The organism is Bacillus sp. CDB3 (assembly GCF_002081505.1).
Classification (GTDB): Bacteria; Bacillota; Bacilli; order Bacillales; family Bacillaceae_G; genus Bacillus_A; species Bacillus_A cereus_AT.
Genome location: NZ_ALBR01000065.1, coordinates 105127 through 132088 on the forward strand (window position 1 = coordinate 105127; position 26962 = coordinate 132088).

Below are 26962 nucleotides of genomic sequence, written 5' to 3' on the forward strand. Positions count from 1 at the left end.
TCTCTTAATGAATATTCATAATTATTTTACACATTAACACCATCAAAATAGGGATTTTAGTATACAATGCCGAAAATTCAGACAAAACAGCAAATCTAGGCTCTAAAGCAGAAAAATCTAGAATCCTAGAAGCTTACGGAAATAACTGGCGTATGATTGACTAACTGGTACTCTCTCCCCATTATCCATCGAAAGTAAAAAAGTAGAATGAGTATCAGGATAAATCGCTTTAATATGATTAACATTTACAATAAATGAACGGTGACATCTAATAAATGAATCTTTCGGAAGCAAGTATTCGAATTCTTGTAGCGAGTATTTATGTGTTCCTGATAACTCTTCTGAATTCACATACGTCTTTTTATCTTTAGCCTCTAAATACATGACCTTTGAAAAAGGAACCGGAACCCAGCCGTCTGTTGTTTTTAAAGTAACGACTGACTTGCCATCCGTTAAAGCTGGATAAATTGCCGTCACGCAACCTTCAATCTTGCTATTATTTGAAAATGGTACGGCCATTCCATGATAAGGAATACCAAAAACATCCCGGTTAATAAACTCAGAGGCTTTTTGCTTCGTTATCATTGCTTTATGAGCAATCGTCCCTTCCTTTATAGGATCCCCGACGCTAATCTTTAAATCAATTCGTTTACTTGGCCGATAGTAAATATATTCTTTCGTATTAGAAACTGCAATGGAAATTTCATCTGAAAATAATTCCCCAACAACATCTAGTAGTAAACCTAATGTTTTATCTTCCATACTATAAACACCTCATTCACTATTATACTACTATTATGATTTGTAAAACCGTTCAGCAATTTGAACGGTTTTACAAACAATTCAGTTCACCTTAGCTCCATAACATCTTGCTACTGCAACTGCCTGTGCTATGTCTAATTTCACATTTTTCAAATCAAAACTTTTAAAATCAACTCTATCAACTATCGCTCCTTTTAAATCTGCACCGCTAAGTTTTGCCTTACCTAATTGTGCACCTGTTAAATCTGCTTCACGTAAATCTGCTTTTTCTAAATTACATTCATATAAGTCAGCTTCAATTAAACGTATACCTTTTAGCATTTGTTTACTTAAGTTCGCGAACCTTAAATTTGTATATGACCAATCACCGGATATTATTGTTATTCCGTCTAAATTCGCTTCTTCAAAATCGGATCCAGTCATTTTACATTCTTCAAACTTAGATACGAATAAATTCGCACCAACAAACTTACAATTTGCGAATGTAGTTCCTTGATGGATAGAAGCATTAAAAAGAGCACCAGTAAAATCACATTCTATGAAATTACAATTTTTAGTAAAAACTTCTGATGCATCTACCCCTCTAAAACGGCATTTTATGAAGGTACAATTTTTTAATTCCTCTTCTTTAATCAATTCATATTGAAAATCTATTTCTATATATTCTTTATTTACAAATCCGCTCATAATCTTTCCTCCATTTCCTCAAAGAAACCTCACTTCAAAAAAGTGAGGTTTCTTCTCATACAATATGTCTATCTAACCAAGAAATCAAATCTTTAAACACTTCATCTCTATTCACTTCATGGAACATTTCATGTCTTCCATTTTCATATAAACGTAGTGTCAGGTCTTTCACACCACATTTTTTATAGTTTTCATAAACTTCTGTTACACCTTTTCCCATATCTCCAACAGGATCACGATCTCCAGAGAATATATGTATCGGAAGATTTTTTGGTGTTTTCTTGAATTCTTCTATTTTATTTACTTCTAGTACACCATGAAATAATTCTCGATAAAAACTTGTTGTGCAAATAAAGCCACATAAAGGATCTTTTATATATCTATCTACCTGGCTATTATCTGAAGATAACCAATCAAATTTTGTACGATTTGGCTTAAAGTGCGAGTTAAAGTTTCCGAAAGATAAAAAGTTTAGCATCGGGCTTTTCGTTTTGGGCCCGCGTAATTTCATCTCAATTGTCGCTACTTTATGACCGATACTTCCTAAAAGCCCTGGATTTCCACCAGTTCCTGAAATAAGAAATCCATCATATAGTTCACCTCTAAGTTGTACAGCTCGTCTTGATAAAAAAGAGCCCATACTATGTCCAAGTAAAAATAACGGGCATGTCTGCTCTTTTCTTATCATTTCTGATACAAAGATAACATCAGACACAGCCTCACTCCAACCTACATTTGGTTCGAAATGACCATAGTCTTCTTCTCTTTTCACTGTTTTTCCATGCCCTTTATGATCATGAGCATAAACACCATATCCTGCTTCTAATAAAGCATCAATAAAGTCTGTATAAACACCTGCATGTTCTGTCATACCATGTGCAATTTGAATAATCCCTCGCAGATCTCCTTCTGGTAACCACTTACGCAAATAAATTTCCGATCCATCCAATGCCGTAACGAAACTTTCCTGTACGTTCATTTCGTCAGCCCCCAAATCTATTATGTATCTCAAAAAATGAATATCCATTCATTATTCTTATTATGTATTATATGCAATTGCTTCTATTATGACAAATGCATTCATTCATTGTTTATCTTTCAAACTATTCTCTTGACGGACTTAAAATAAAATTATATAGTTACTTACATAAAGTAACTACTATATTTTTTAGGAGGTTTCTACTATGATGCCATCACTATTTTTAGCACACGGTTCACCAATGCTTGCTATTCAAGATACAGACTATACACGCTTTTTAAAGACACTTGGAGAAACATATAAACCGAAAGCTATTGTTATTTTTACCGCTCACTGGGAAAGTGAAGTATTAACGATTTCCTCTTCAGATGAAGAATATGAAACAATTTATGACTTTGGAGGTTTTCCTCCTGAGTTATACGAAATCAAATATCGTACGAAAGGCTCTTCTAGCATTGCGTCTATGCTAGCAACAAAATTTAAAAACAAAGGCATTCCAGTCCATCATAATATGACGAGAGGGTTAGATCATGGTTCATGGACACTCCTGCACCGTATGTATCCAGAAGCAAATATTCCTGTCATACAAATATCAGTAAATCCATTCCTCCCTGCAAAAGAACAATTTGAAATTGGAGAAGCACTAAAAGGACTTGGACAAGAAGATATTTTAGTAATCGGTAGCGGTGTTACTGTTCATAATTTACGAGCATTGAAATGGAATCAAACAACACCTGAAAATTGGGCAATTGAATTTGATGATTGGATTATTAAACATATGCAGACCAATGATAAAGATGCATTGTTTAATTGGGAGAAGAATGCGCCTCATGCACAATTAGCAGTACCACGAGCAGAACATTTTGTTCCTTTATTTATCGCAATGGGTAGTGGTGAACAGACAGGAAAAGTCATTCACCGTAGCTACGAGCTAGGTACATTAAGTTATCTTTGCCTTCAGTTTTAATAAAAAAGGATGAAGCAACTATCGCTTCATCCTTTTTACTGTTCATTCACCTAATTAACTAACTTCCAAATGTTGTTTCTCTGATACCTCTGCATTCTTACTATGAAAATAAACCCAAATACATGCAATAAATAATAATGATGATGTAGAGAAGAAAACATATTGGAAGCCTGCGTGAGCTGCAATTTGCCCACCAAGTACTGGCCCAATCATATTTCCTAAAAACTGAAACGATTGATTATATCCAAATATCCGTCCCGTTACATGGGTTGGCGTATGTTGTTTTAGTAGAGTTTGTACGGAAGGTAATAGTCCTGCTTGTGCAATACCTAATAAAAAGCGAAGAATTAATAGTTGCCAAGCTGAGGTTACAAATGCTTGCGGAATAAAAATAATTCCGGCAGCAAACAACGCTACAACTAACGTTTTTTGAGGACCGATATGATCTGATAATCGTCCTAGCTTCGGAGCTGCTAAAATAACTGCTAATCCTGTCGCAGACATAACTGCACCTGCAATCATTTCAATATGATCTGTTCCTGGGCCTGCCAAATGTTTTACGTACAGCGTAATAATAGGTTGAATTGACATATTTGCAAGCTGAATAATAAACGTTGCTACAAATAAACTTATTATTAAATGTTTTGCCGGGACCATCGTCCATACTTTTTTCGGCTGTGCTTTTTTTGCTTTAGCAGAATGCTTCTCTTCATGTAAGAAGAAAAAGACGATGAGAAAGGAAAGGAATAAGAAAGCTCCTGTAACTAGAAAAACATGGCGCATTCCGATTAACTCTGACAAATAACCTCCGAGTATCGGCCCAAGTAATGAACCGCTCACGCCTCCTGTTGAGATTGTAGAAATCGCCCAACCTGAATGTTCTTGCGGAGTTTCTGCAGCAATAAATGTCATCGCTGTAGAAAGGAAACCTGATACCGCTCCCATTAAAAACCGCAGTGCGACTAGTTGATACACGTCCGCCACAAACCCCATAAGCGTCATAATTATCGCCATACCAAGGCTCGCACGTATAAGCATCAATTTCCGTCCATATATATCACCAAGCTTGCCCCATATTGGTGATACGATCGCACCCATTAAAAATGTCACACCAAATGCAAGTCCCGACCACTGTGCAATACTAGAAGTGCCGGTCACCCCTAATTCCTCAATATAAAAAGATAAAAAAGGAATTACTAAACTCATACCGGCTGCAGTGGTAAAACAACCTAGCCAACAAATCATTAAATTTCGTTTCCAGCTGGCCATTTTCACACCTTCTTTCTTTCGCTCCCCATTCTACACCGTTTTCTAAAAAAAGTTTAGTAATTTGCTTTATACATAATAAAACTCTATCCCCTTGCATTCTTAGCAAAGGGATAGAGTTAATTATCTCCTATGGGTATTAAACGTGCATTACAGCCTCGCTCGTAAAACTCAATCGGACCTGCTTGTCCTATAATTGCATACTCATATCCGCTTTTCTTCATGTCATATAAACAATGATTCAATAACGTCTTCCCAACACCGTTCACACGATTATGTTTCACTGTACCCATCGGCCCAAACAGCCCTTTCTTTCCTCTCACAACATCATAACAAGCGAAACCAATGATTTCTCCTCCTTGTTCAGCAATAAAAATAGGTAACTCTTCTTTATATGTCCGAAATCCATAATCTAAAGATTTTAACCAACGCTCACCAAATTCATTCTTAACAAAACGTGCCAACTTTTCAAAATCAGAAGAGATCGCTTTTCTAATATTATGACTTAAACTATTACAAATAGGATCAAATCTTTTTAATGCAACCGTCAAATCTCTTGGTTCAGATGTAATTTGCAATACATCTTTTTTCATCTTTTTACTTATAACCTTATCAATAACTGTATCCCCTTGAAAAATTGCATATAAAACATGCCCTTCATTTATTAATATTTGCTGAAAACGTTCCATCCGTTTCTTCGCTACTTTTAAAACTTCTATCGTCTTATTTGAAACTTTAAACTCCCCAACATTTATGTATTCTATTTCATTTGCATAATATTGTTGGAGTAACGATATCTTTGCTAAAAAATCCATACCCACCGTGTGAAATAAATACATATGTAACTCCGCGCAAACTCCAGTACCTTCCTTACAAGCTCCTATGAATAGATGAACTGGATGGATAATACCTTTACTACACTCAGCCTCTTCTGCTGCGATCTCCAATATTTTATATGCACGTTTTGTAAATTGGAATTCCACCATCTATATCCCTTCCCCTAATGACTTATTATCAAACCATAACCATATATAATAGAAACAATTACTCCAACCATTAATATGCCTGGAAGTAAATTTGCCACTTTAATTTTAATAAATCCAAGTAAGTTTAATCCGATTGCGAATATCATAATACCGCCAGTAGCCGTCATTTCCACTATAAATTGATTCATTAATTCTTTTGGAACAAAACTATTAATTTGTGTTGCAAAAACTGCAATACCTCCCTCATATAAAATCACTGGAATCGCTGAAAATACTACGCCAATTCCTAGAGTTGTCGTTAATATAATAGAAATGAATCCATCGATAATCGCCTTTGTAAATAAAATATCATGATTTCCGCGAATCCCACTGTCCAATGCACCAAGTATCCCCATCGCACCAATTGCAAAAATAAGTGTGGCTGTTACAAAGCCTTCTGATATGCTCCCTTTCCCTTTCGATCCAACTTTATTTTCTAACCAATCCCCTAACAGTTTTAACCTTTCTTCTAATTGTAGCCATTCCCCGATTACCGTACCAATAACTAAACTTAGTATGACAACAAGAAAATTTTCACTTTTTAATGCCATTTGAAGTCCAAGTACAGTAACCGCTAAACCGATTGCATGCATAATTGTTCCCTTCATACTTTCTGGAATCGCACTAAATAATTTACCAAGTAAAGTACCAAATATAATACAAATCCCATTTACAACTGCTCCTAATATAACCATTTCTCATTCTTCACCCTTCGAATTCTTTATTTCTATATTTTGGTTTATACATTGATTTACAGGTTATCTATATGTTAACTTAACATTATGAATATTAACAAACGTTTTCCACTACATAACCCGCTATTTTTTGTAACTATACAAAGACCGATTGCCTTTAGTAGATTCATTGTTAATCTACTTGCGGGATACAGTGAAACTTTAATCATTGGGGCCATCCCCAATAATTATTAGCCCACACCAATCGGGCTTTTACGGTCAGCCGATTCCCACCTAACTCCCTTGCATTCGCCAAATTTCGAGGTGGGAGTTTTACTGCCCATAAATAGCAGGATACACTCAAAAGGGAAGGTATTTATGAAAACTTTACTAAAACGATTTCTGTTAATAGCCTTTTTCATTACACCAATTGTTTTATTAATCAACTACTCTTTTATTTCAAAAGCGAAAGACAAACCCGATTTGCAAAACAAATCTAGTAAAACTGCTTCAACAAATGAAAAGAAAATAGAAGAGCCTGAAATCACACTCACCTTCTCTGGTGATACAATGTTCGATTGGCAATTACGTCCCGTAATCGAAAAAAATGGGGCTGATTATCCATTCCAACATGTAAAAGAAGAAATAACAAAAGCTGATATTTCTTTTATTAATTTAGAGTCAGCATTTACAACGAGAGAAAAAAAAGTACCTGGACAACAATTTTGGATTAAAAGCGACCCATCCACACTACAAGCAATAAAAAATACTGGATACGATATTGTCAATATTGGCAATAACCATACGCTTGATTATGGACAAGATGGACTACTAGACACCATTTCTCACGTCGAAAAATTAAAACTACCTTACACTGGAGCCGGAAAAAATGCTGAGGATGCTTATACCGCTCGTGAACTAACTGTAAAAGGAAAAAGTTTAAGTTTCTTTCCTTCGTTCGATTTATGCCTAACTTTAATTGGGTAGCTGGTGAAAATAAGCCTGGCGTTACGAACGGATATGATTTAGATCTTGTGACAAAAACGATTCAAGAGCAAAAGAAAGATGCTGATTATGTAATCGTTTATATGCATTGGGGCGTTGAAAAATCAAATCGTCCAATAGAATATCAAAAACAATATGTACCTAAAATGGTTGAAGCAGGAGCTGACGCAATTGTCGGCAGTCATCCACATTGGTTACAAGGGTTTGAGTATTATAATAAAGTTCCTATCGCTTACTCATTAGGAAACTTTTTATTCCCAAGTTATGTAAATGGAAAAAGCGCCGAAACTGGCGTATTAACTTTAACCTTTAAAGGAAATGATGTCCAAATGTCATTTAACCCGTACATCATTCGCAACAACCAAGTTTCTCCTGTAAATGAAGAAGAAAAGAAAAAAGCACTACAATATTTACAAACGGTTTCAACCGATGTAGAAATTGATGATACTGGGAAAATAATAAATAAACGTAAATAGAAAGAGAGCTAATAATAGCTCTCTTTCTATTTCTTTTAAATAAGTAAATCAAACAAAATAGGATTTTTATTGAGCTCCACAAATTGAATATTATTTTCTTTAAAACGAGTAATTAATTGCTCGTAATCTTCTTTATGTTTTAATTCTACACCGACTAGTGCTGGACCATTTTCTTTATTATGTTTCTTAATGTACTCAAATCGTGTAATATCATCTTCTGGGCCTAATCCCTTATCAAGAAACTCTCTTAGTGCTCCTGAACGCTGCGGGAATTCAATGATGAAGTAATGCTTTAATCCTTCATAAATGAGGGAACGTTCTTTCATTTCTTGCATTCTATCAATATCATTATTTCCACCACTTAGCGTACATACAACTGTTTTCCCTTTTATTTCATCTCTGTAAAGATCAAGCGCCGCAATAGAAAGCGCTCCAGCGGGTTCAGCTACAATTGCATTTTTCTTATACAGTTCTAAAATCGTCGTACAAACCTTTCCCTCTGGTACTAAAACAATATCATCAATTACCTCTTTACAAGTTTCAAATGTTAACTTTCCTACCTTTTTAACCGCTGCCCCATCAACAAAACTATCTATTTTCTCCAATGCCACATTTTCATTTTGAAGAAAAGCCTCTTTCATAGATGCAGCCCCCATCGGTTCTACACCAATGACCTTTGTAGCAGGACTAACACCTTTCACATATGTACCAACACCTGATGCTAACCCTCCACCGCCGATTGCTGTAAAGATATAATCAACTGGTTTCTCCATATCATGCATAATTTCAACCGCCACTGTTCCTTGACCAGCAACGACATACGGGTCATCGAACGGATGAACGAATGTCATCTTATGTTCATCACAATAGCGCTGTGCTTCTTGGAAAGAGCTATCAAATGTATCACCAACTAATACAATCTCTGCGAAATCACCACCGAAAAATTGGACTTGTGATACTTTTTGCTTAGGTGTCGTTGTGGGCATAAAAATATTTGACGGAATCTTCAATAAATTACACGTATAAGCTACCCCTTGCGCATGATTACCAGCACTTGCACAAACAACACCATTTTGTAACTTTTCTTTCGGTAAACTTTGAATCAAATTATACGCACCACGAATTTTGAAAGATCGAATCAATTGTAAGTCTTCTCGTTTCACATAAACGTCACAATCATATTTCTCAGATAAAACTGTATCTCGTTGTAACGGTGTTTTAATAACGATATCTTTCATGCAATTATGAGCCATTAAGATATCTTCAATTTTCACTCTCTCCTTTACTTTCTGCACCATTTTCTATCATCCTTATCTCTTTTAGATTGACTCAATCAAAGTTCGGTACCTTTAGAACTGCACCTGTATTCGCCGATGTTACCATTTGTGCGTATCGTCCAAGCCAGCCAGTCTTTACTTTCGGTTCTGGTCGTTTCCATTCTTTTCTCCGTTTCTCTAATTCTTCATCACTCACCCTTACTTCTAGCAAACGTTCTTCAACATCAATACAAACTATATCCCCTTTCTCAAGAAGAGCAATCGTACCACCTGCAGCTGCTTCCGGTGAAATATGTCCTACCGAAATACCACGTGAAGCACCGGAGAAACGTCCATCTGTCAACAGTGCAACATCTGCTCCTAACCCCATACCAGCAATTGCTGATGTTGGTGCTAACATTTCTGGCATACCTGGTCCGCCTTTTGGCCCTTCATAACGAATGACAACTACATCTCCTTTTTTCACCTTTCCAAGCATAATGCCCGCAAGCGCCTCATCTTGTGAATTAAAAATAACGCAAGGTCCTTCAAATCGTTTTACCTCTGTTGCTCCGCTTTTAATAACTGCCCCATCTTTCGCAAGGTTTCCTTTTAATATACGTAATCCCCCTTCTTCACTATGAGGGTTTTCAAGAGTATGAATAACTTCTTTATCTTGAATCTCAGATTCAGCAATGTTTTCTCTTAATGTTTGCCCAGTAGCAGTTATGCGATCTAGATGAAGTACCCCTTCCTTTCTGCTCATCTCTTTCAAAATTGCACTAATCCCGCCTGCTCGATCAATATCCTCCATATGCCAATTAGAAGCAGGGCTTACTTTACATAAATGCGGTACACGTCTTGAAACAGCATCAATACGGTTCATATCGTAATCTAATCCTGCCTCTTGTGCGAGCGCTAGCGTGTGTAATACTGTATTCGTAGATCCTCCCATCGCCATATCAAGTGCAAATGCATCATCAATTGCCTCTTCTGTCACAATATCGCGTGGCTTAATATCTCTCTCAATTAAAATTTTTAATTTCTCTGCTGCTTGTTTAATTAACTCCTCACGTCTTGGATCAATTGCTAAAATACTACCGTTTCCTGGAAGAGCTAAACCTAACACTTCACATAAACAATTCATAGAATTCGCGGTAAACATACCCGAACAAGAGCCACAAGATGGACAGCCATGATCTTCGATATCCTTTAATTCTTCTTCTGAAATTTTCCCGGATTGATAAGCTCCTACCCCTTCAAAAACGGAACTTAAATCGACAACTTCTCCTTTAGATGTTTTTCCCGCAGCCATCGGACCACCTGAAACAAATACAGTTGGAATGTTAATACGAAGAGCCGCCATCATCATACCAGGTGTAATTTTGTCACAGTTTGGAATGCAAATCATGCCATCAAACCAATGTGCATTTACAACTGTTTCTACTGAATCTGCAATGATTTCACGACTCGGAAGCGAATAACGCATACCGATATGTCCCATCGCAATACCATCGTCTACTCCAATTGTATTGAATTCGAATGGTACCATGCCCGCTGCACGAACGGCTTCTTTTACAAGTTTTCCAAACTCGTTCAAGTGCTTATGCCCTGGAATAATTTCAATAAAAGAATTACAGATCGCTATAAACGGTTTATCAAAATCTTCATCTTTCAAACCGGTTGCTTTTAATAAACTACGATGCGGAGCTTTATCAAAACCTTTTTTAATCATGTCACTTCTCATCTTGTCAAATCCCCTCTTACATATTTTTCACTTATACTCTCTTAATCTATTTCTTTACTAATTCTTTCGGTGCATGAATCCAGCTCATCATTTCACGAAGTTCCGCCCCCACCTTTTCAAGCTGATGATTTTGTTCTGCTTTTTTCATCGCATTATACGTTGGACGCCCTGCTTGATTTTCTAAAATCCATTTTTTCGCAAATTCACCTTGCTGAATTTCTGTAAGAACACGTTTCATTTCCTTCTTCGTTTCATCTGTAACAATTCTCGATCCTGTTACATAATCTCCAAACTCTGCCGTATCTGAAATAGAATGACGCATATTCGTTAATCCGCCTTCGTACATTAAATCAACAATTAACTTTAATTCATGCAAACATTCAAAGTATGCAATTTCAGGACGATATCCACCTTCCGTTAACGTTTCAAAACCAGCTTTCACAAGTGCTGTTACCCCTCCGCAAAGCACTGCTTGCTCACCGAATAAGTCTGTTTCTGTTTCTTCTTGGAATGTCGTTTCAATTACCCCTGCCCGTGTACAACCTACACCTTTTGCATACGCTAATGCTACATGTAGTGCTGTTCCCGTTGCGTCTTGATGCACCGCGACTAATGCCGGAACGCCATTCCCTTCTTGGAAGACACGGCGAACGAGATGACCTGGACTTTTTGGTGCAACCATTGCTACATCTACGTAACTTGGCGGATTAATTTGCCCGAAGTGAATATTAAATCCATGTGAGAAAAGTAACATTTGTCCTTCACGAAGATTCTCTTCTACTTCTGTTTTATATACATACGCTTGCTGTTCATCCGGCAATAACATTTGTACAACTTGTGCGGTTCGAACCGCTTCTGAAACAGACATTACTTCAAATCCATCAGCTTTTGCTACTTCATATGACTTACCAGGGCGAACACCAACTACAACTTCCACACCAGAATCGCGTAAATTTTGTGCTTGGGCATGACCTTGAGATCCATATCCGACCACCGCAACTGTTTTCCCTTTTAATAGCTCTAAATTTGCATCTTTCTCATAATAAGTTTTCATATTCCATACACTCCTTATAATTTATTTACTTGCAGTACATTGATTAATTTTTTCAACTGACTGACAAGTAACGTTGCTTCATTTTCAGTACAAACTGCTGTTAGTTTCATTTCAGAAACACCACTTGTATCTCTTTCGTTTAAATTTAAAGAAGAAATATAATAACCACGCCGAGCAAAAATTCCACTTATGCGTAATAAGACGCTCGGATCGTTATGAATAACTAATGAAAAAGTATGACTCATTCTTCCCACCTCTTCATAATCATTTCGTTATTCCCTTTGTTTGGCGGAACCATCGGAAAGACGTTCTCACCTTCTTCTACACAAAAGTCAACTACGACAGGACCTTCATGAGAAAATGCTTCTAACATTACCTTTTTCGCCTCAAACGAATTTGTTGCTCTTAGCCCTTTTACACCATAAGCTTCTGCTACTTTCACAAAATCTGGTGACCCAATTCTCGATTCAGACAAACGGTTTTCATAAAACATTTCTTGCCATTGCCTTACCATCCCTAAAAATTTGTTGTTTATGATGAATACTTTGACAGGAATATTATTTTCAGCAATTGTTTGCAGCTCTTGAATGTTCATTTGGAAAGAAGCATCACCAGCAATACAAATGACGAGTTCTTCTTCTTTTGCAAGCTGAGCTCCAATCGCTGCTGGAAAACCAAATCCCATCGTCCCTAATCCCCCTGATGTTAGAAAAGTCCGTGGTTTTCTCGCTTTATAAAAGTGAGCAGCCCACATTTGATGCTGTCCTACCTCTGTCGTGACAATCGCTTCACCATTCGTTAATTCACTTACTAAGTTGATAACATGCTGTGGTTTTAACTCAAATTCTTTTTGCTTATATGAAAGTGGATATTCTTCTTGCCATTTCTTCACTTTCTGAAGCCATTCATCTGTTTGTGTATAAATAGACATATGTAACAGCATATGTAGCGCCTTTTTCACATCACCAACAATCGGATGCTCTACAGTTACATTTTTATGGAACTCAGAAGGATCAATATCAATATGTACTTTTTTCGAATGCGGAGAAAAAAGTTCTAATTTTCCTGTTACACGATCATCGAAACGAACACCTAACGCCAGTAATAAGTCACATTCTGTTACTGCCATATTTGCAGCGTACGTTCCATGCATACCGAGCATTCCTAAAAACAACGGATCTCCCGGCGGATATGCACCCAGTCCCATTAAAGTTGAAACGACTGGAATACGATTCTCCTTCGCAAACTTGATGAGTTCTTCAGATCCGCCTGAATGAATGACGCCTCCCCCGATATAAAGGAGTGGGCGTTTTGCTTTTGAAATTGATTTTGCTACCTCTCTCAGTTTCAAACTGTCTGGCAAAGGTTCTGGTTTATATCCTGGAATCTCCACTTCTTCATTAAAGAAACTTGTTACATTTGCATTTTGAACATCTTTTGGAATATCAATTAATACCGGTCCCGATCGCCCGCTTTCGGCGATGTAAAAAGCTTCTTGCACAGTTCTTGATAAATGATTTACATCACGAACTTGGTAATTATGCTTCGTAACAGGTACTGTAATTCCGACAACATCCGCTTCTTGAAATCCGTCTTTACCAATTAAAGGCGTTGCAACTTGCCCTGTAATGACTACTAAAGGAATCGAATCCATATAAGCATCTGCTAAACCCGTAACTAAATTCGTCGCCCCTGGACCAGAGGTAGCAAAGACTACCCCAACCTTTCCAGAAGCTCTCGCATATCCTTCCGCTGCATGAATTGCAGCTTGTTCATGACGAGTTAACACGTGCTTTAAACCACTTTCGTATAACGCATCGTATATTGGTAAAATCGCTCCGCCCGGATAACCGAAAACGGTCGTTACACCTAATTTCTTCAAACATTGAATAACGTGTCCAGCACCTGTAGCTTCTTCACTCTGCAGTTCATCGCATGCTGTATACTGTTCCTCCATTTCAATTAACTCCTCTCCCTATTTACGCTAAACTTTCCGCCAACCCTGGAACACGTACTCCTCTTTCTCTCGTTAATTTTTTAAATTCTTCGGTTAATCTTTTTGTTACATCTCCTGGTTTTCCATCTCCAATTTCTCTTGAATCTACTTTCACTACAGGAATTAGTTCCGCTGCAGTTCCTGTTAAAAACACTTCATCTGCTACATATACGTCATGGCGAGTAAATGGCCTTTCCTCACACGAAATACTTAGACGTTCACATAACTCAATCACACTATTTCTCGTAATACCTTCTAGCGCCCCTAAGTACGAAGGAGGTGTTAACACCTTTCCATCTTTCACAACGAAAACATTATCTCCAGATCCTTCACAAACATATCCTTGTTGATTTAACATAAGTGCTTCTAGCACTCCAGCTTGTGCCGCTTCAATTTTTACAAGTACGTTATTTAAGTAATTCATTGACTTAATACGTGGGTCTAATGCATCTGGCGTATTACGTCTTGATGCAACAGACACAACGCTTAGTCCATTATCATAAAATTCCTGAGGGAATAACTTTAATTGTTCTGCAATGATAATTACGCTCGGTTTCACACAGCTTCTCGGATCAAGCCCTAAGTCACCTTTTCCTCTTGAAACAATTAATCGAATGTAGGCATCCGCGTATTCATTTTTTTGCAATGTTTGTAAAACTGCTTCTTCCATTTCATCTACCGTCATTGGAATTGTAAGCAAAATAGATTTCGCGGATTCATATAGTCGTTTCACATGTTCTTTTAAACAAAATACATTTCCTCCGTAACTACGAATCCCTTCAAATACACCGTCCCCGTATAAAAAGCCGTGATCATATACTGAAACAACTGCCTTTTCTTTCTCTACAAATTCCCCATTCATATAAATGTACTGGTTTCCCATCTCACATCGCTCCTCTGTTTTATCTCTATTTTTGCAATCTATTTCTATATCGATTGCTGAGATGAGTATTCTTAACAGAATATTCAGTATAATAACCTTAAAAATATACTCGTCTCAACAATCGATTACTTACACACTTGTAGCAATCCATTGCTGAGACGAGGGAATCGTGGTACCACTCAGCTTCCTTACACTTCTCACGAAATATAAGCTCTGCAAGTCAAATTAGACTTTTGTTTTTCTATCGGAAACAACTCCGCTACTTTTTACTAACTTCAAAAGCAGTGCTCCGAGGTGATCTTCAATGATTCAATTGTTACCACCCTCACAGCCTTTGGGCAGCTCTCTGAAACAATCTTTATCATTTACTCTCCTCTTCCTCGCATCCTTTTATTCTATTTTTAAAATAAAAACTCTCGCCTCAGCAATCAACTACTACAAATTAGTAGCTTTGATTGCTGAGGCGAGAGTTTCGCGTTACCACTCAGCTTCCTTATACTTCTCACGAAATATAAGCTTTGTAGGTCCAATCAGACCTCCGTCCTTTTACCGGAGACGATGCCGCCGCCCTCTACTCAGTTTCCCTTTCGCAAGCGATGCTCCGAGGTGATCTTCAATGATTCGATTGCTACTACTCTCACAGCCTAGGAGTAGCTCTCTGAAACGATCATAATCATCTACTTTCCTCTTCTTTGCATATGTAAAATATAAAGTTAGAAAATTCTTAATTAACTTTTATTTGTTAAACGTATTATAGGACGTTGTTCTTTTCATTGTCAACATATTTTCAGAAAATATTTTCAATAATACATATATTTTTGAATCTTTTTTATTGCGCAATAAAACTTTTTGTATAATACTATATAAAACATATATATTTAGGAGGATTACAGCAATGTCCGAAAAAACATACGAACTCGCAACCTTTGCAGGCGGTTGCTTTTGGTGCATGGTAAAGCCATTTGATGAACTTCCTGGTATTCATAAAGTACGTTCTGGCTATGCAGGTGGCCATGTAGAAAACCCAACATATGAACAAGTAAAAGCTGGTACATCTGGTCATTTAGAAGTTGTACAAATTACATTCGACCCTTCTATTTTTCCATATGAAAAATTACTAGATTTATATTGGCCACAAATCGATCCAACTGATGATGGCGGACAATTCTTTGACCGTGGTCCATCTTATCGCACTGCTATTTTTTATCATACTGAAACGCAAAAAGAGCTTGCTGAAAAATCAAAACAAGCTCTTGCAGAAAGCGGTATGTTTAAAGAGCCAATTGTAACTGGAATTCGCCCGGCTGCACCTTTTTATGAGGCTGAAGAATACCATCAACATTTCTATAAAAAAAATCCAGAGAAATATGCTGCTGAGCAAAAAGAATCTGGTCGTGAAGACTTTATAAAAGAAAATTGGCAAAAAAAATAATAAAAACGCATCGTGCTTTCTTTTCAAAGTGCGATGCGTTTTTATCTTTGAAAAAAGTACCATACAATGATGAGAACAACCGCTGTTAATGTCCAAAGTGCTATCTCGTTTTTCACTCTACTCTTTTTCTTAGTCATTTCATCTCCTCCTAATAGCAATACAACATATTCAAGATTTCCTCTGTTTAATTGTCCATCTTATATACGTGAATACATCCTTACAAATTCTTATAACAAGACCACCAATGATTCCGATTGCAATTGAAATTACTAACGTCTGTCCAAAACTAAAAGATTTTGTATATGTTATGTAGAAAACAATACACACAAGTAAAATATCTGGTAAAGAAAATAAAAGCTTTTTAAACAATTCTTCACCTCTCCTATGCTTTTTTATAACTTATATCGTCTACTGTAGCTTAAAAAAATTCCATTTAGACACTCATTTTACGGAAAAAAATAAGAACCCCTTTTTAAAAGGGATTCTTATCTACATATCCTATTCCATAATTACTCCTAAAATAGAATAATATTACTAGTGATTTATTGTAAATTAACTATTTGCCAGGCAATCGGATGTTACGCCAGCTACTTACATCGCATTGACCGTATGTATTATCACCTACTGCTACCACCGTGCCGTCTGATTTCAGGCCGACCGTATGTGCACACCCCGCCGCTATCGCTACAATATCGTTCCAATCGCTTACATTACATTGACCATACCCATTCGAACCTACTGCCGCTACAGTACCATCTGATTTCAGAGCAATTGTATGATTACTCCCTGCCGCTACTGCCACAATATCTTTCCAGCTGCTTACATCACATTGACCATGTTTATTATTCCCCACGGCCATCACTATGCCATCCGATTTCAAACCAACAGTATGAAGATAACCAGCTGCCAACGCCACAATACCACTCCATTCGCTTACATTGCATTGGCCATATCGATTATTCCCTACTGCCGTCACCGTTCCATCCAATTTAAGACCAACTGTATGCCAGTCACCCAGCGTAGTCGCCACAATATCTCTCCAGCTGCTTATATTGCATTCTCCTTCTTTATTTCGCCCCACCGCTATTACCGTGCCATCCGGTTTAAGACTAATAGTACGACGCCATCCTGCCGCAACCGATACAATATTATGCCAGTCGTTCACATCGCATTGATCATGCTTATTCCATCCCACCGCTTCCACAGTATTATCACATTTCAGAGCGATTGTATGAGCATTACCCGTGTTAGTCGCCATATGAACATTACCCGCTGCGACCGCAACAATATCATTCCAGCCACTTACATTGCATTCTCCTTCTTTATTTCGCCCCACTGCTACTACCGTTCCATCTGATTTCAGAGCAACTGTATGACCCCGACCTGCCGCTATCGTGTCTTTAGGCCACCGTTTCACTTTTAACATCTCTTCTTTCGGTGAAATGTAATTCATGTTTTACCTCCTTGCATATAAGCAACTATGTCCAAATTGATATTTTTATCAAATTTCATTATAAATGACATGACTTTTTTTATAAATTTACAACTATAAAAGAATCCCATTATTACTTTTTCAAAAAATAAAAACCTCCAGTTCACATACTAGAGGTTCCTTCTTTATTTCTTCAATCGTTCAATAAAATCGTTCAATTTATCAAGTGATTTCATATTCTGATTACAAGCTACACCATCTTTGCAAATATAGTTTCCCTTTCTAACGAAAGTTCCTGGTACATCACCTTTAATTTCAACTAAAAACATTCCTACTTCTTCATGCCCATGACATAATGAACAAATGCTTTTTTTATTTAAACTTTGGAACGTACCTTGCAGACCAACAAACTTATTTTTATCATTTTTCGCTATAATAAATTTCCTGCTTGACCCTTTATCAATCCAGCTTAAATAAGATAATTCTTTCATATCCAGTTCTTCCATATCAGGAAGTTTTAACTTTTTCGCTTTAGGAAATAATTTTTTTAATGTTTGCGCTGTAACTTCCTGAAACGGAATGACATACGGATTTATTTTCATTAAAAACGATTCTGCATCTTCTCTATTTTGAACTGTTAATACCGTATCAATTAACTCTTTCTGTTCATCCGTTAAATTCTCAAATACATGTATTATCTTTTCAATCGCAAGTGATTTTAACGCTTGAATTACACCTCTATCATTTGCCGTTGCATGCCCATTTGCTAAAATATAAGCTTGTGATTTTATAAAATTATATTGATCACTTCTAATAAAAGCTTCCATCTTTATCACTCCATACAAATTGTTGATCTAGTTTTATTGTATACAAAGATTCAGCTTTTTGATATGTAAAAGATAACTTAGAAACGAATATTACATACTTCGATTATGTTCTACCGCTTCATTTCCTGACAAAAGAAACCATCGTCTGTTTTCCATTCTGCATATAATACATCCTCAAATTTAGTAATCCCTTTTTGCTTTATTTGTTTATACAGCCATCCTTCATCAAAGCCAGCTTCTCTCAAATTATCCTTCACTACTTTTCCATCACTAATTAATGAAATCGGTAAGTATACAGGCTTATGTTTTAAACTTAAATCATTTATAGTGGGTGATTCGTATTTGCTTTTCTTCAGAACGCTTATGTTTCCATTAGGTTCCAAAATCATATATTCAACTTCTCTGATTGAAAATATGTCTTTTTGTTGCCTAAGCATTTGTTGTAGTTGATTAATATCCAAATGATTTGAACTTAATTGTTCCCGATCAATATATCCATTACGGATAATGATTGAAGGGGAGCCTTCAAAAAAACTTCTCGTCCCTCTAAATTTTTGTGTTATCACTTCTATTGAATAGATTAACACTACCCATACAAGTACTGCATATAAAATAGACCATATTTTTATTTTCGGATCATATATAGTATTTCCGACTAATTCTCCGAGAACAATGGCAGAAATAAAATCAAATGGCGTTAACTGAGATATTTGTGTCTTCCCTAATATTTTAGTAGCAATCAATAGCACAAAAAAACCAAAAATAGTTCTATCGTTATTTGTCCTAAATGATTCATATATGCTCACCTTTCTGCTTTTCACTCAAACGCTCTATATTCTAGTAAAAAAACGGCACATTTTTTCTATTATCTTGTCCATTCATACACAATATATCCGATACATACAAAGCAAAAAGAGTCTAGTTCAAAATAATATTTGAACTAGACTCTTTTATCTTCATTTAGTATACACTATCTTTTTAATCGTTTCTCCGGAAAGAAAATACTCCTCTGCAAGTTGATGAACGGAAATCCCACTTTTAAACGCTTCTTTAATCGCTTTATTTCTTTCATCTAATTGTTTTCTTCCTCCAGATCGTGTACCCCATTTATAACGTTTTGTTTCTTGTTTTGGAATGTAAATTGTTTCACCTTGTATATACTTTTGAATTTCAATAATTAAACTTTCTGGTAAAACCGTCGCAGCTTTAACGTATTTCATTTCTGCTCGCCCCTTATTTTTTATGGTTCATTTCAATAAGGTGCAAAGCCAAATATAAAAAATGATACGAGCTCATTTAGGCGATTGTATATTACTTGTCTACCTCACGCAAAGTATCGCCATTTCCATACTTGGCTTTGCATGAGACGTTGCAGTGTCCGGCAATTGAATTATAATCGCCATTTAAACACCTCCTAATATACCTTTTGCATTTTATTATATGATAAATTCCTTCCCCTTGCATCCACATCCTTTTTAAAGCATGAAATTACTTAGTTTGATATAATACTTTTTAGTCCAATCCAAAAGTATAGTGAGGTCGCTTTATGAAAAAGAAAATAATCATTATAGTCGTTACATTATTCATTATTACTGTAGCATTATTTGGAACATACAAATTGATGAACGCAAGAAGTTTTCAATTGTTTGGAGATTTAACAAACCGAGTAGAAACAAATGAAAAAATGATTGCTTTAACTTTTGATGATGGCCCTACTAACAATGTAAAACAAATATTACCGCTACTAGATACATACAATGCAAAAGCTACATTCTTTTTAATCGGAAATGAATTAGAGAAAAACCTATCGTTAGGAGAAGATATCGTACAATCTGGACACCAAGTTGGAAACCATACATACTCTCATAACAGAATGGTTTTTAAAACACCTTCTTTTATTAAAGAAGAAATAGAAAAAACGAATGCATTAATCCGCCAAACAGGATATACAGGCGAAATTGATTTTAGACCACCTAACGGAAAAAAGCTAATTGGTCTGCCCTATTATTTAAATAAAAATAATATCGAAACAATCACATGGGACCTTGAACCTGATACTTTTTATAAATCTGTGGCCGATAAAATTGAATATGTTGCTAAAAACGTAAAACCAGGTTCTATCATTTTACTGCACTCTATGTATGATGAGTCTAATGAAAATTTACAGACCATTGAAGGTATTTTAGACTCATTATCTAAGAAGGGCTATCAGTTCGTAACAGTAAACGAACTGCAAAAAAAGAGCAAAATAAAAAGGTAGCGTATCATAGAGCGATGCGCTACCTCTCTTTTTATATAATTCCAAGTACATTTAGGAATACGATAATAATCGCAATTGGTGCAATATAGCGAAGTAAGAATAACCATAATACGAATAATTTATAGCCTTTATTTTTACTTACACCCAGCTCTTTCATTAATACATCTTTCTTCATCTTTAACGGAACAAAGATAGAAACTAATAAAACACCAAGTGGCATTAATACGTTACTAACTGCATAGTCCGATAAATCAAAAATAGTCTTTCCAAAAATCTTCAGATCACTTAATATACCAAATGATAATGCTGATGGTACTCCAACAACGAAGATTAATAATCCAACGATTAAAGCCATTTTTTCACGTTTCCCTTTACCTTTTGCAGTTAAAGACGCAACGCTAATTTCTAACATCGAAATTGCTGATGTAATAGTAGCAAAGAAGAATAGTAATAAGAAAACGATGAAGAATAATTTTCCGAACGCCATTTTACTGAAAATAGCTGGCAATACGATAAATAATAGTCCTGGTCCTTGAGATGGTTCCATTCCAAATGCGAATACAACTGGGAATATCGCAAGTCCTGCAAGTAATGTAATAACGAGCGTTAAAGCTACGATAGAAAATGCTGAACGCGGTAAACTTTCTTCTTTCGGTAAGTATGAGCTATACGTTACCATAACGGCTACACCGACAGATAACGAGAAGAACGATTGCCCCATCGCATATAAAATAATTTCTGACGTTACGTTTGAGAAATCAGGTTGTAAGAAGAAGCGAACTCCTTCTCCAGCACCATCTAATGTAAGTGCACGAACAATTAAGACAAAGAATAAAACGAATAGTGCTGGCATGAAATATTTATTTACTTTTTCAACACCATTTTGTACACCTTTACTTACGATGAAAATAGTAATAAGGATGAATAATAGCTGTGATCCAACTGCTAAATACGGATTGGAAATGATTTCACCGAACGTAGCTTCGTACGCCCCATTTCCTTCCCATAGTCTACCTGTAATTGCATTCCATAAATATAGTAAAATCCACCCCCCTACAACACTGTAGAAAGAAAGTAATATGAAACATGTTACAATCCCCAACTTACCTAACCACGGCCATAGCGTTTTAGGTGCAATTTCTCTGTACGCATCGACGGCCTCTTTTTGTGTACTTCTTCCAATAACGAATTCGGCTAATAATAGCGGTAAACCAATTAATAATGTGAAACCGATGAAAATAAGGAAGAACGCGCCGCCTCCTCCGATGCCGGCCATATACGGGAATTTCCAAATCGCTCCAAGACCAATTGCTGAACCTGCTGCAGCTAATACGAAACCTAATTTCGACGTCCATTGCTGTGAATTCATTTGTTAATCTCCTCTCTTTATCTTTTTCTGTGTTACAATCCGGTATTTATATTGTTCTATCCATACTCTTTTCTAATACGTCCACTTCCTCCCTAATAATAAAAAACGCCCCTACGTAAATACGTAGGGACGACAAAAATATCGCGGTACCACCCTAGTTATGAAGATACAACAAAAGTAAGACCTAAATAAAAAACGTCCCTACGCAAATACGTAGGGACGATAAAATATCGCGGTACCACCCTAGTTATGAAGCCACACCAAAGTTAGGACCTAAATAAAAAACGTCCCTACGTAAATACGTAGGGACGATAAATATCGCGGTACCACCCTAGTTGTGAAACAATCTTCACCACTTTATTTGATAACGGTATAAACTACCGTCTTTCATTTCCTCAAAATATGAGATTTATGAAAGATGCTCCAGGACGAACTTCATGAATAATCTATATACTGATTCACACCAACCATCAGCTCTCTGAAATAGGGAGATTTTCACTACTATACCCTTTCATTGCCCAAATATTATTTTCCGAATTGATTACTATCATTTTTATCACACATTAAAAATAGTGTCAACTTATATTTTGAATTTTTATGTATTACATTCTATTTAAAAATTCAAAATATGACTTTTGAATGCATAGTATTCATACATTTATGGTTTATACTGTATTAACTTCTTTAACGGGTTTATAGTAGTATACGATAAATGCAAGGCAGCACGAGTAGGAGGAAAGAATTTTGTCTACTTCAAAAGTTTTAAAAGGTACGGCTTTATTAAGCGGTGCCACAATGATTTCACGTATTTTAGGGTTTATATATTTTTTCCCCTTTCAATTATTAGTTGGAACGCAAGGGGTCGCTTTATACGGATATGCATACTCTTGGTACGGTATTTTATTAAGCTTTTCAACAGCTGGTATTCCTATTGCCGTCTCCAAATTTGTTGCAAAACATAATGCACTTGGTGATTATAGTACAAGTAAAAAATTATACAACTCTAGCGTAAAATTGATGTTATTTATGGGCTTTTTAGGATTTTTAATTTTATTTATTGGAGCACCGTACATATCACAATTTATTATTCGCTCGAAAACACCCGATCCACAATTTATCGCCGACGTAACACTTACAATGCGAGCATTAAGTTTCGCGCTTATTATCGTACCAGCTATGAGTGTTACACGTGGTTATTTCCAAGGTTTTCAACATATGAAACCAAGTGCTGTTTCTCAAGTTGTGGAACAAATCGCACGCGTTGTTTTCATTTTAGTTGGTAGTTTTATCGTCTCAAAACTATTAGGGGGTTCAGTAGCTTCTTCTGTTGCAGTTGCTACGTTTGGTGCTGTTATCGGGGCACTTGCCAGCGTCTCTATTTTAATGATGTACTGGAAAAAAATATAATGGATTAAAACCTCCTGAAGGTGAATCAAAGTCAAGGGCATCCGATATTCCATTAAAAAATATTTATATAGAATTACTTCGATATGCGATCCCAATTGTATTTGTCGGTATTGCAATTCCGCTCTATACGTTAGTAGATCAATATACTGTAGCTGATGTACTTAGAGCGATGGGAGAGCCTTTAGAAACCGCGAATGCAGTTTTCGCTTATATAACGAACTATGCACAAAAGTTAATTATGATTCCCGCTTCACTTGCAACCGGATTCTCATTAACGATAATTCCAGCTATAACGAAATCATTTACAAGTGGGAAGCTAGATGAATTACAAGGACAAATTTCAAAGATATTTCAAGTGTTGTTATTCTTCACTATCCCAGCCGCATTCGGCCTAGCTAGTATCGCTTACGATGCATTCCGCATGGTTTATGTAAATCCTGAAATTGCACTTGGTGGATCACAATATTTAATTTCATTTGCACCTTCTGCTGTATTAAGTGCGATTTTCACAGTTTCAGCTGCTATATTACAAGGAATTGATTATCAAAGAAAAACAATGATTGCATTCTCAGTCGGTATTCTCGTTAAAATTGTGGTGAACACACCACTTCTACACTTATTCGGTGGACATGGTGCTGTACTTGGAACAATTCTTGGATATCTCGTTTCAAATATTATTATGCTGTACTGCATCGTTAAGTTCGCGAAATTCAAAATTGGTGAAACAGCAAAAACAGTATTTCTAATTACAATTTACTCCGCAGCAATGTCTGCTGTTGTAATTGCATTAAGAGCATTTATAAGCTGGATTATTCCTGGCCAATCTTATATAGAATCACTAATCATTGTGTTTATATGCGCCGCAGCAGGAGGACTTGTTTATCTTTTATTCGTACTAACGAGTGGACTTGCTTCGCATATTCTCGGTGATCGTATTCAACGTTTACCTGTATTAGGAAAGTTAGTAAAATAAAAAAACAAGAGATGTAACGCGTTGTTACATCTCTTGTTTTTTTACTTCGCATATTGAATGCGCTTTTGTTGTTCAGCAATATTTAATTCTGGAGCATATTGTTCTACTAAATGTAATACCTCTTCGATTAACACTTCTAACTCCTGTACACTATACTCCGGTTCCCCTATCAGCGTATTCGCCATACGCTCATATAGATTTTCAGGTTTAATACTCATTCGTTCCACATTATATGGCATCCATTTAAATGCAGGATGATGCACGTACATTCGGTTCATTCCAAATAAGACCCCAAATATATTTCTTTGTACTTCACAAATAACATCATAAAGCATAAGCCAATCCTTTCGTTTCAAAAGAGCCTCTCGATTATGCCATCGATTGCTTAACCAAAGATTTTCTGAAATCATCCTTTTCGCCAGTTCTTCTGGATATGCTTCAATTCTATCTTTTAGAGCATATACTTTTACTTCTCCATACAAACTCACACCATCATGAACAGATGATACAATACACTGTTTTTCATAATTAATATCATACTGCTCTACAACTTCTGAAATAACCTTTTCTACTGTCACTGTTAAAAAATTACTAATCTCTAGTTTAATTCCTTCTTTCGTCAAATATGTTTCCGACCATTCTTCTTCCTCGTAAGGATGATATGACAAAATCGTTCCACCAATATTGTTAATAGGCCCTTGACGATCCTCATCCTCTGGCGGTGCTGACCATAAAATATGTAATTCAATATCAGAATGTTCGTCCTCTAATTTTCTTGCTACTGAACCCGCTAAAATAATCGCTTCGACTTTCGGGTTTTGCCTATAAATCTCCGACATTTCTATCGCTTTCTCTTTTAATCCCATTTTATTTCCCCCTAAAATTGCAGTACTCCCCTTACTTTTCATTTATCTATTTCGATATTACACATTATATTGCCTTTTCAAATTCCTACCAAATTATATTTCTACCCAATAACGCTGAACAATTTCACCAGTATTAGAAGAAATCACTTCATTTTCTAACACACCGCCAACCTTTTGAATCGTTTTAGCAGAGCCAATATTAACTTTGTCACAAGTTATCAACACTTTTTTCAATCCTAATTTTTCCGCTTCAGCTAATGAAAGTTGAAGTTGCTCCGTCGCATAGCCTTGACGACGTTTATTAGGATGCACACTATAACCAATATGACCGCTTTCCAGCAATAATTCTGGATTTAACCGGTGTCGAATATTCACAAAGCCTATTATTTTTCCGTTATCAACACTTAAAAACTGACTAGACGGCACTCGATTAAATGGTAAGTTTTTACCTTCTTTTTGTATACTCACTTTTTCAAACCATTCATCAAGAGAATCAAAATTTTGTAAAGAACAACTACCGTGCGGTTCTTCTCCTGAATTTAAAAATGCCCGCCGATACTCCATAATTTGTTCGCTATATTCGTATGTTGGTTTCAATAGCTTCATTGTCATTCTCCCCACTCGCCCATTCTCTATTTTTCTAAAAGAAACACCTTAATAGAGGATTTTCATCCTTACTATTAAGGTGTTTCTAGCACTTTTATTCAAATAATCCCATACTTAAATAGCGTTCCCCTGTATCAGGTGCAATACATAAAACTTTTTTACCCGCGCCTAGACGCTTCGCTATCATAATTGCTGCGTAAACAGAGGCTCCTGAAGATGGCCCTACTAGTAGTCCTTCTTGTCTTGCTAAGTTTCTCATTGTCGTTAATGCCTCTTCATCTGCAATTTGAATAATTTCGTTATACACTTCTGTATTTAAGTTTTTCGGAATAAAACCAGGACTTGTTCCTACTAGTTTATGAGGGCCTGGAACACCGCCAGATAACACTGGGGATCCTTTCGGTTCTACTACTGCAATATATAAGTTTGGTAGTTTCTCTTTTAACGTTTCACCGGTCCCTGTAATTGTTCCACCCGTTCCCGCCGTTGCTACAAATGCATCAAGCTCTCCATCCATTTGTTCATAAATTTCAAGTGCAGTCGTATAACGATGAATATTCGGATTTGCTGGGTTTTCAAATTGCTGCGGAATAAAACTATTTGGAATTTCTTTTTGTAACTCTACCGCCTTCGCAATTGCTCCTGGCATTCTTTGTTCAGCTGGTGTTAAAACTACTTCTGCTCCGTATGCTTTCAATAAATTAATACGCTCTTTGGACATATTATCTGGCATAATTAAAATCGCTTTATATCCTTTAGCAGCTGCATTCATCGCTAAGCCAATTCCGGTATTTCCACTTGTCGGTTCAATAATTGTATCACCAGGTTTTATAAGTCCCTTTTCCTCAGCGGCATGAAGTAAATTATAGGCTGCACGATCTTTCACACTGCGAGATGGATTAAACATTTCCAGTTTTACATACACATCCGCTGCGTCTTCTGGAATAAATTTAGATAATCGAACAACAGGTGTATCTCCTATTAATTCTGTAACGTTTTCACATAATTTCATA

The 26962-nt window shown here is 36.3% G+C and carries 23 protein-coding genes, 3 pseudogenes and 3 other annotated features; of the genes and pseudogenes, 5 read left to right on the top strand and 21 right to left on the bottom strand.

Annotated elements, in window-relative coordinates; all coding sequences use genetic code 11:
* Nucleotides 1-117: 117 nt before the first annotated feature.
* From CDB3_RS15140 to CDB3_RS15150, 3 genes are all read right to left on the bottom strand, one after another.
* Nucleotides 118-762: a LytTR family DNA-binding domain-containing protein gene (locus tag CDB3_RS15140; RefSeq protein WP_097831512.1), complete on the bottom strand. Its 645-nt coding sequence runs from the start codon at nt 760-762 to the stop codon at nt 118-120.
* A gap of 81 nt (nt 763-843) precedes the next feature.
* Nucleotides 844-1449, bottom strand: coding sequence for a pentapeptide repeat-containing protein (locus tag CDB3_RS15145; RefSeq protein ID WP_128855065.1), 606 nt, complete (start codon nt 1447-1449; stop codon nt 844-846).
* A gap of 55 nt (nt 1450-1504) precedes the next feature.
* Nucleotides 1505-2428: an alpha/beta hydrolase gene (locus CDB3_RS15150; RefSeq protein ID WP_128855066.1), complete on the bottom strand. Its 924-nt coding sequence runs from the start codon at nt 2426-2428 to the stop codon at nt 1505-1507.
* 205 nt (nt 2429-2633) lie between these two features.
* Between CDB3_RS15150 and CDB3_RS15155 the strand changes: the two genes are divergently transcribed.
* Nucleotides 2634-3395, top strand: coding sequence for a DODA-type extradiol aromatic ring-opening family dioxygenase (locus tag CDB3_RS15155; protein WP_128855067.1), 762 nt, complete (start codon nt 2634-2636; stop codon nt 3393-3395).
* A 54-nt stretch (nt 3396-3449) separates the two neighbouring features.
* Here the strand turns inward: CDB3_RS15155 and CDB3_RS15160 are convergent, their stop codons facing one another.
* From CDB3_RS15160 to CDB3_RS15170, 3 genes are all read right to left on the bottom strand, one after another.
* Complete coding sequence (locus CDB3_RS15160; protein ID WP_128855068.1) at nt 3450-4664, bottom strand: multidrug efflux MFS transporter; 1215 nt, start codon at nt 4662-4664, stop codon at nt 3450-3452.
* Nucleotides 4665-4780: 116 nt separating this feature from the next.
* On the bottom strand, nt 4781-5647 hold the full coding sequence (locus CDB3_RS15165) for a GNAT family N-acetyltransferase (protein ID WP_128855069.1): 867 nt from the start codon (nt 5645-5647) through the stop codon (nt 4781-4783).
* 14 nt (nt 5648-5661) lie between these two features.
* Nucleotides 5662-6381 (bottom strand): DUF554 domain-containing protein, encoded by a 720-nt coding sequence (locus tag CDB3_RS15170; RefSeq protein ID WP_000236011.1) that lies wholly within the window; start codon nt 6379-6381, stop codon nt 5662-5664.
* A 357-nt stretch (nt 6382-6738) separates the two neighbouring features.
* On the opposite strand from CDB3_RS15170, the pseudogene CDB3_RS15175 reads away from it, so the two are divergent.
* A pseudogene (locus CDB3_RS15175) lies at nt 6739-7841 on the top strand (CapA family protein).
* A gap of 35 nt (nt 7842-7876) precedes the next feature.
* Here the strand turns inward: CDB3_RS15175 and ilvA are convergent.
* Genes ilvA through ilvE form a run of 6 tightly spaced genes read right to left on the bottom strand, consistent with a single transcriptional unit; the run spans nt 7877 to nt 14777 of the window.
* Nucleotides 7877-9139, bottom strand: a complete 1263-nt coding sequence (ilvA, locus tag CDB3_RS15180) for a threonine ammonia-lyase IlvA (protein WP_128855070.1) — start codon at nt 9137-9139, stop codon at nt 7877-7879.
* 31 nt (nt 9140-9170) lie between these two features.
* Complete coding sequence (gene ilvD / locus CDB3_RS15185; RefSeq protein WP_128855071.1) at nt 9171-10844, bottom strand: dihydroxy-acid dehydratase; 1674 nt, start codon at nt 10842-10844, stop codon at nt 9171-9173.
* Between the two features lie 46 nt (nt 10845-10890).
* A complete protein-coding gene (gene ilvC, locus CDB3_RS15190) occupies nt 10891-11898 on the bottom strand; it encodes a ketol-acid reductoisomerase (protein ID WP_002189180.1) in 1008 nt (335 codons plus the stop codon).
* A 14-nt stretch (nt 11899-11912) separates the two neighbouring features.
* Complete coding sequence (locus CDB3_RS15195) at nt 11913-12143, bottom strand: ACT domain-containing protein (protein WP_044440462.1); 231 nt, start codon at nt 12141-12143, stop codon at nt 11913-11915.
* Complete coding sequence (gene ilvB / locus CDB3_RS15200; protein ID WP_128855072.1) at nt 12140-13855, bottom strand: acetolactate synthase large subunit; 1716 nt, start codon at nt 13853-13855, stop codon at nt 12140-12142. Before ilvB ends, CDB3_RS15195 begins: the two co-directional genes overlap by 4 nt.
* A 22-nt stretch (nt 13856-13877) precedes the next feature.
* A complete protein-coding gene (gene ilvE, locus CDB3_RS15205; protein ID WP_128855073.1) occupies nt 13878-14777 on the bottom strand; it encodes a branched-chain-amino-acid transaminase in 900 nt (299 codons plus the stop codon).
* A 151-nt stretch (nt 14778-14928) separates the two neighbouring features.
* Nucleotides 14929-15167: a binding site (T-box leader), on the bottom strand.
* Nucleotides 15168-15233: 66 nt separating this feature from the next.
* Nucleotides 15234-15479 (bottom strand) — a binding site (T-box leader).
* 193 nt (nt 15480-15672) lie between these two features.
* Here ilvE and msrA point away from each other — a divergent pair.
* Nucleotides 15673-16209: a peptide-methionine (S)-S-oxide reductase MsrA gene (gene msrA / locus CDB3_RS15210; RefSeq protein WP_128855074.1), complete on the top strand. Its 537-nt coding sequence runs from the start codon at nt 15673-15675 to the stop codon at nt 16207-16209.
* 168 nt (nt 16210-16377) lie between these two features.
* On the opposite strand, the gene CDB3_RS15215 is transcribed toward msrA, so the two are convergent.
* The 5 genes and pseudogenes from CDB3_RS15215 to CDB3_RS15235 form a co-directional block, all read right to left on the bottom strand.
* A complete protein-coding gene (locus CDB3_RS15215; protein WP_128855075.1) occupies nt 16378-16578 on the bottom strand; it encodes a hypothetical protein in 201 nt (66 codons plus the stop codon).
* Nucleotides 16579-16765: 187 nt separating this feature from the next.
* Nucleotides 16766-17662, bottom strand: a complete 897-nt coding sequence (locus CDB3_RS15220; RefSeq protein WP_128855076.1) for an RCC1 domain-containing protein — start codon at nt 17660-17662, stop codon at nt 16766-16768.
* 164 nt (nt 17663-17826) lie between these two features.
* Entirely contained in the window at nt 17827-18468 is a 642-nt protein-coding gene (locus tag CDB3_RS15225; protein WP_071770032.1) for a FusB/FusC family EF-G-binding protein, read from the bottom strand.
* 110 nt (nt 18469-18578) lie between these two features.
* Nucleotides 18579-19264 (bottom strand): annotated as a pseudogene (locus tag CDB3_RS15230) (DUF421 domain-containing protein).
* 160 nt (nt 19265-19424) lie between these two features.
* Complete coding sequence (locus CDB3_RS15235; protein WP_128855078.1) at nt 19425-19688, bottom strand: CD3324 family protein; 264 nt, start codon at nt 19686-19688, stop codon at nt 19425-19427.
* 326 nt (nt 19689-20014) lie between these two features.
* On the opposite strand from CDB3_RS15235, the gene CDB3_RS15240 reads away from it, so the two are divergent.
* Nucleotides 20015-20728, top strand: coding sequence for a polysaccharide deacetylase family protein (locus CDB3_RS15240; protein WP_128855079.1), 714 nt, complete (start codon nt 20015-20017; stop codon nt 20726-20728).
* 31 nt (nt 20729-20759) lie between these two features.
* Here the strand turns inward: CDB3_RS15240 and CDB3_RS15245 are convergent, their stop codons facing one another.
* The gene (locus tag CDB3_RS15245; protein WP_001088192.1) at nt 20760-22097 is read right to left on the bottom strand and encodes a sodium-dependent transporter; all 1338 of its coding nucleotides are present in this window, start codon (nt 22095-22097) and stop codon (nt 20760-20762) included.
* A gap of 301 nt (nt 22098-22398) precedes the next feature.
* Nucleotides 22399-22621: a binding site (T-box leader), on the bottom strand.
* A gap of 220 nt (nt 22622-22841) precedes the next feature.
* Here CDB3_RS15245 and CDB3_RS15250 point away from each other — a divergent pair.
* Nucleotides 22842-24477, top strand: a pseudogene (locus CDB3_RS15250) (putative polysaccharide biosynthesis protein).
* 41 nt (nt 24478-24518) lie between these two features.
* On the opposite strand, the gene CDB3_RS15255 reads toward CDB3_RS15250, so the two are convergent.
* From CDB3_RS15255 to cysK, 3 genes are all read right to left on the bottom strand, one after another.
* A complete protein-coding gene (locus CDB3_RS15255) occupies nt 24519-25343 on the bottom strand; it encodes a DUF4037 domain-containing protein (RefSeq protein WP_128855080.1) in 825 nt (274 codons plus the stop codon).
* A 93-nt stretch (nt 25344-25436) separates the two neighbouring features.
* Complete coding sequence (locus CDB3_RS15260; protein WP_128855081.1) at nt 25437-25949, bottom strand: GNAT family N-acetyltransferase; 513 nt, start codon at nt 25947-25949, stop codon at nt 25437-25439.
* Nucleotides 25950-26043: 94 nt separating this feature from the next.
* A complete protein-coding gene (gene cysK, locus CDB3_RS15265) occupies nt 26044-26961 on the bottom strand; it encodes a cysteine synthase A (protein ID WP_128855082.1) in 918 nt (305 codons plus the stop codon).
* Between the last annotated feature and the right edge of the window lies 1 nt (nt 26962).

Excerpts from the sequence above, each read along its gene's own strand:
- CDB3_RS15140 (WP_097831512.1), bottom strand. The coding sequence starts at position 762 with ATGGAAGATAAAACATTAGGTTTACTACTAGATGTTGTTGGGGAATTA.
- CDB3_RS15145 (WP_128855065.1), bottom strand. The coding sequence starts at position 1,449 with ATGAGCGGATTTGTAAATAAAGAATATATAGAAATAGATTTTCAATAT.
- CDB3_RS15150 (WP_128855066.1), bottom strand. The coding sequence starts at position 2,428 with ATGAACGTACAGGAAAGTTTCGTTACGGCATTGGATGGATCGGAAATT.
- CDB3_RS15155 (WP_128855067.1), top strand. The coding sequence starts at position 2,634 with ATGATGCCATCACTATTTTTAGCACACGGTTCACCAATGCTTGCTATT.
- CDB3_RS15160 (WP_128855068.1), bottom strand. The coding sequence starts at position 4,664 with ATGGCCAGCTGGAAACGAAATTTAATGATTTGTTGGCTAGGTTGTTTT.
- CDB3_RS15165 (WP_128855069.1), bottom strand. The coding sequence starts at position 5,647 with ATGGTGGAATTCCAATTTACAAAACGTGCATATAAAATATTGGAGATC.
- CDB3_RS15170 (WP_000236011.1), bottom strand. The coding sequence starts at position 6,381 with ATGGTTATATTAGGAGCAGTTGTAAATGGGATTTGTATTATATTTGGT.
- ilvA (WP_128855070.1), bottom strand. The coding sequence starts at position 9,139 with ATGGTGCAGAAAGTAAAGGAGAGAGTGAAAATTGAAGATATCTTAATG.
- ilvD (WP_128855071.1), bottom strand. The coding sequence starts at position 10,844 with ATGAGAAGTGACATGATTAAAAAAGGTTTTGATAAAGCTCCGCATCGT.
- ilvC (WP_002189180.1), bottom strand. The coding sequence starts at position 11,898 with ATGAAAACTTATTATGAGAAAGATGCAAATTTAGAGCTATTAAAAGGG.
- CDB3_RS15195 (WP_044440462.1), bottom strand. The coding sequence starts at position 12,143 with ATGAGTCATACTTTTTCATTAGTTATTCATAACGATCCGAGCGTCTTA.
- ilvB (WP_128855072.1), bottom strand. The coding sequence starts at position 13,855 with ATGGAGGAACAGTATACAGCATGCGATGAACTGCAGAGTGAAGAAGCT.
- ilvE (WP_128855073.1), bottom strand. The coding sequence starts at position 14,777 with ATGGGAAACCAGTACATTTATATGAATGGGGAATTTGTAGAGAAAGAA.
- msrA (WP_128855074.1), top strand. The coding sequence starts at position 15,673 with ATGTCCGAAAAAACATACGAACTCGCAACCTTTGCAGGCGGTTGCTTT.
- CDB3_RS15220 (WP_128855076.1), bottom strand. The coding sequence starts at position 17,662 with ATGAATTACATTTCACCGAAAGAAGAGATGTTAAAAGTGAAACGGTGG.
- CDB3_RS15225 (WP_071770032.1), bottom strand. The coding sequence starts at position 18,468 with ATGGAAGCTTTTATTAGAAGTGATCAATATAATTTTATAAAATCACAA.
- CDB3_RS15235 (WP_128855078.1), bottom strand. The coding sequence starts at position 19,688 with ATGAAATACGTTAAAGCTGCGACGGTTTTACCAGAAAGTTTAATTATT.
- CDB3_RS15240 (WP_128855079.1), top strand. The coding sequence starts at position 20,015 with ATGAAAAAGAAAATAATCATTATAGTCGTTACATTATTCATTATTACT.
- CDB3_RS15245 (WP_001088192.1), bottom strand. The coding sequence starts at position 22,097 with ATGAATTCACAGCAATGGACGTCGAAATTAGGTTTCGTATTAGCTGCA.
- CDB3_RS15255 (WP_128855080.1), bottom strand. The coding sequence starts at position 25,343 with ATGGGATTAAAAGAGAAAGCGATAGAAATGTCGGAGATTTATAGGCAA.
- CDB3_RS15260 (WP_128855081.1), bottom strand. The coding sequence starts at position 25,949 with ATGAAGCTATTGAAACCAACATACGAATATAGCGAACAAATTATGGAG.
- cysK (WP_128855082.1), bottom strand. The coding sequence starts at position 26,961 with ATGAAATTATGTGAAAACGTTACAGAATTAATAGGAGATACACCTGTT.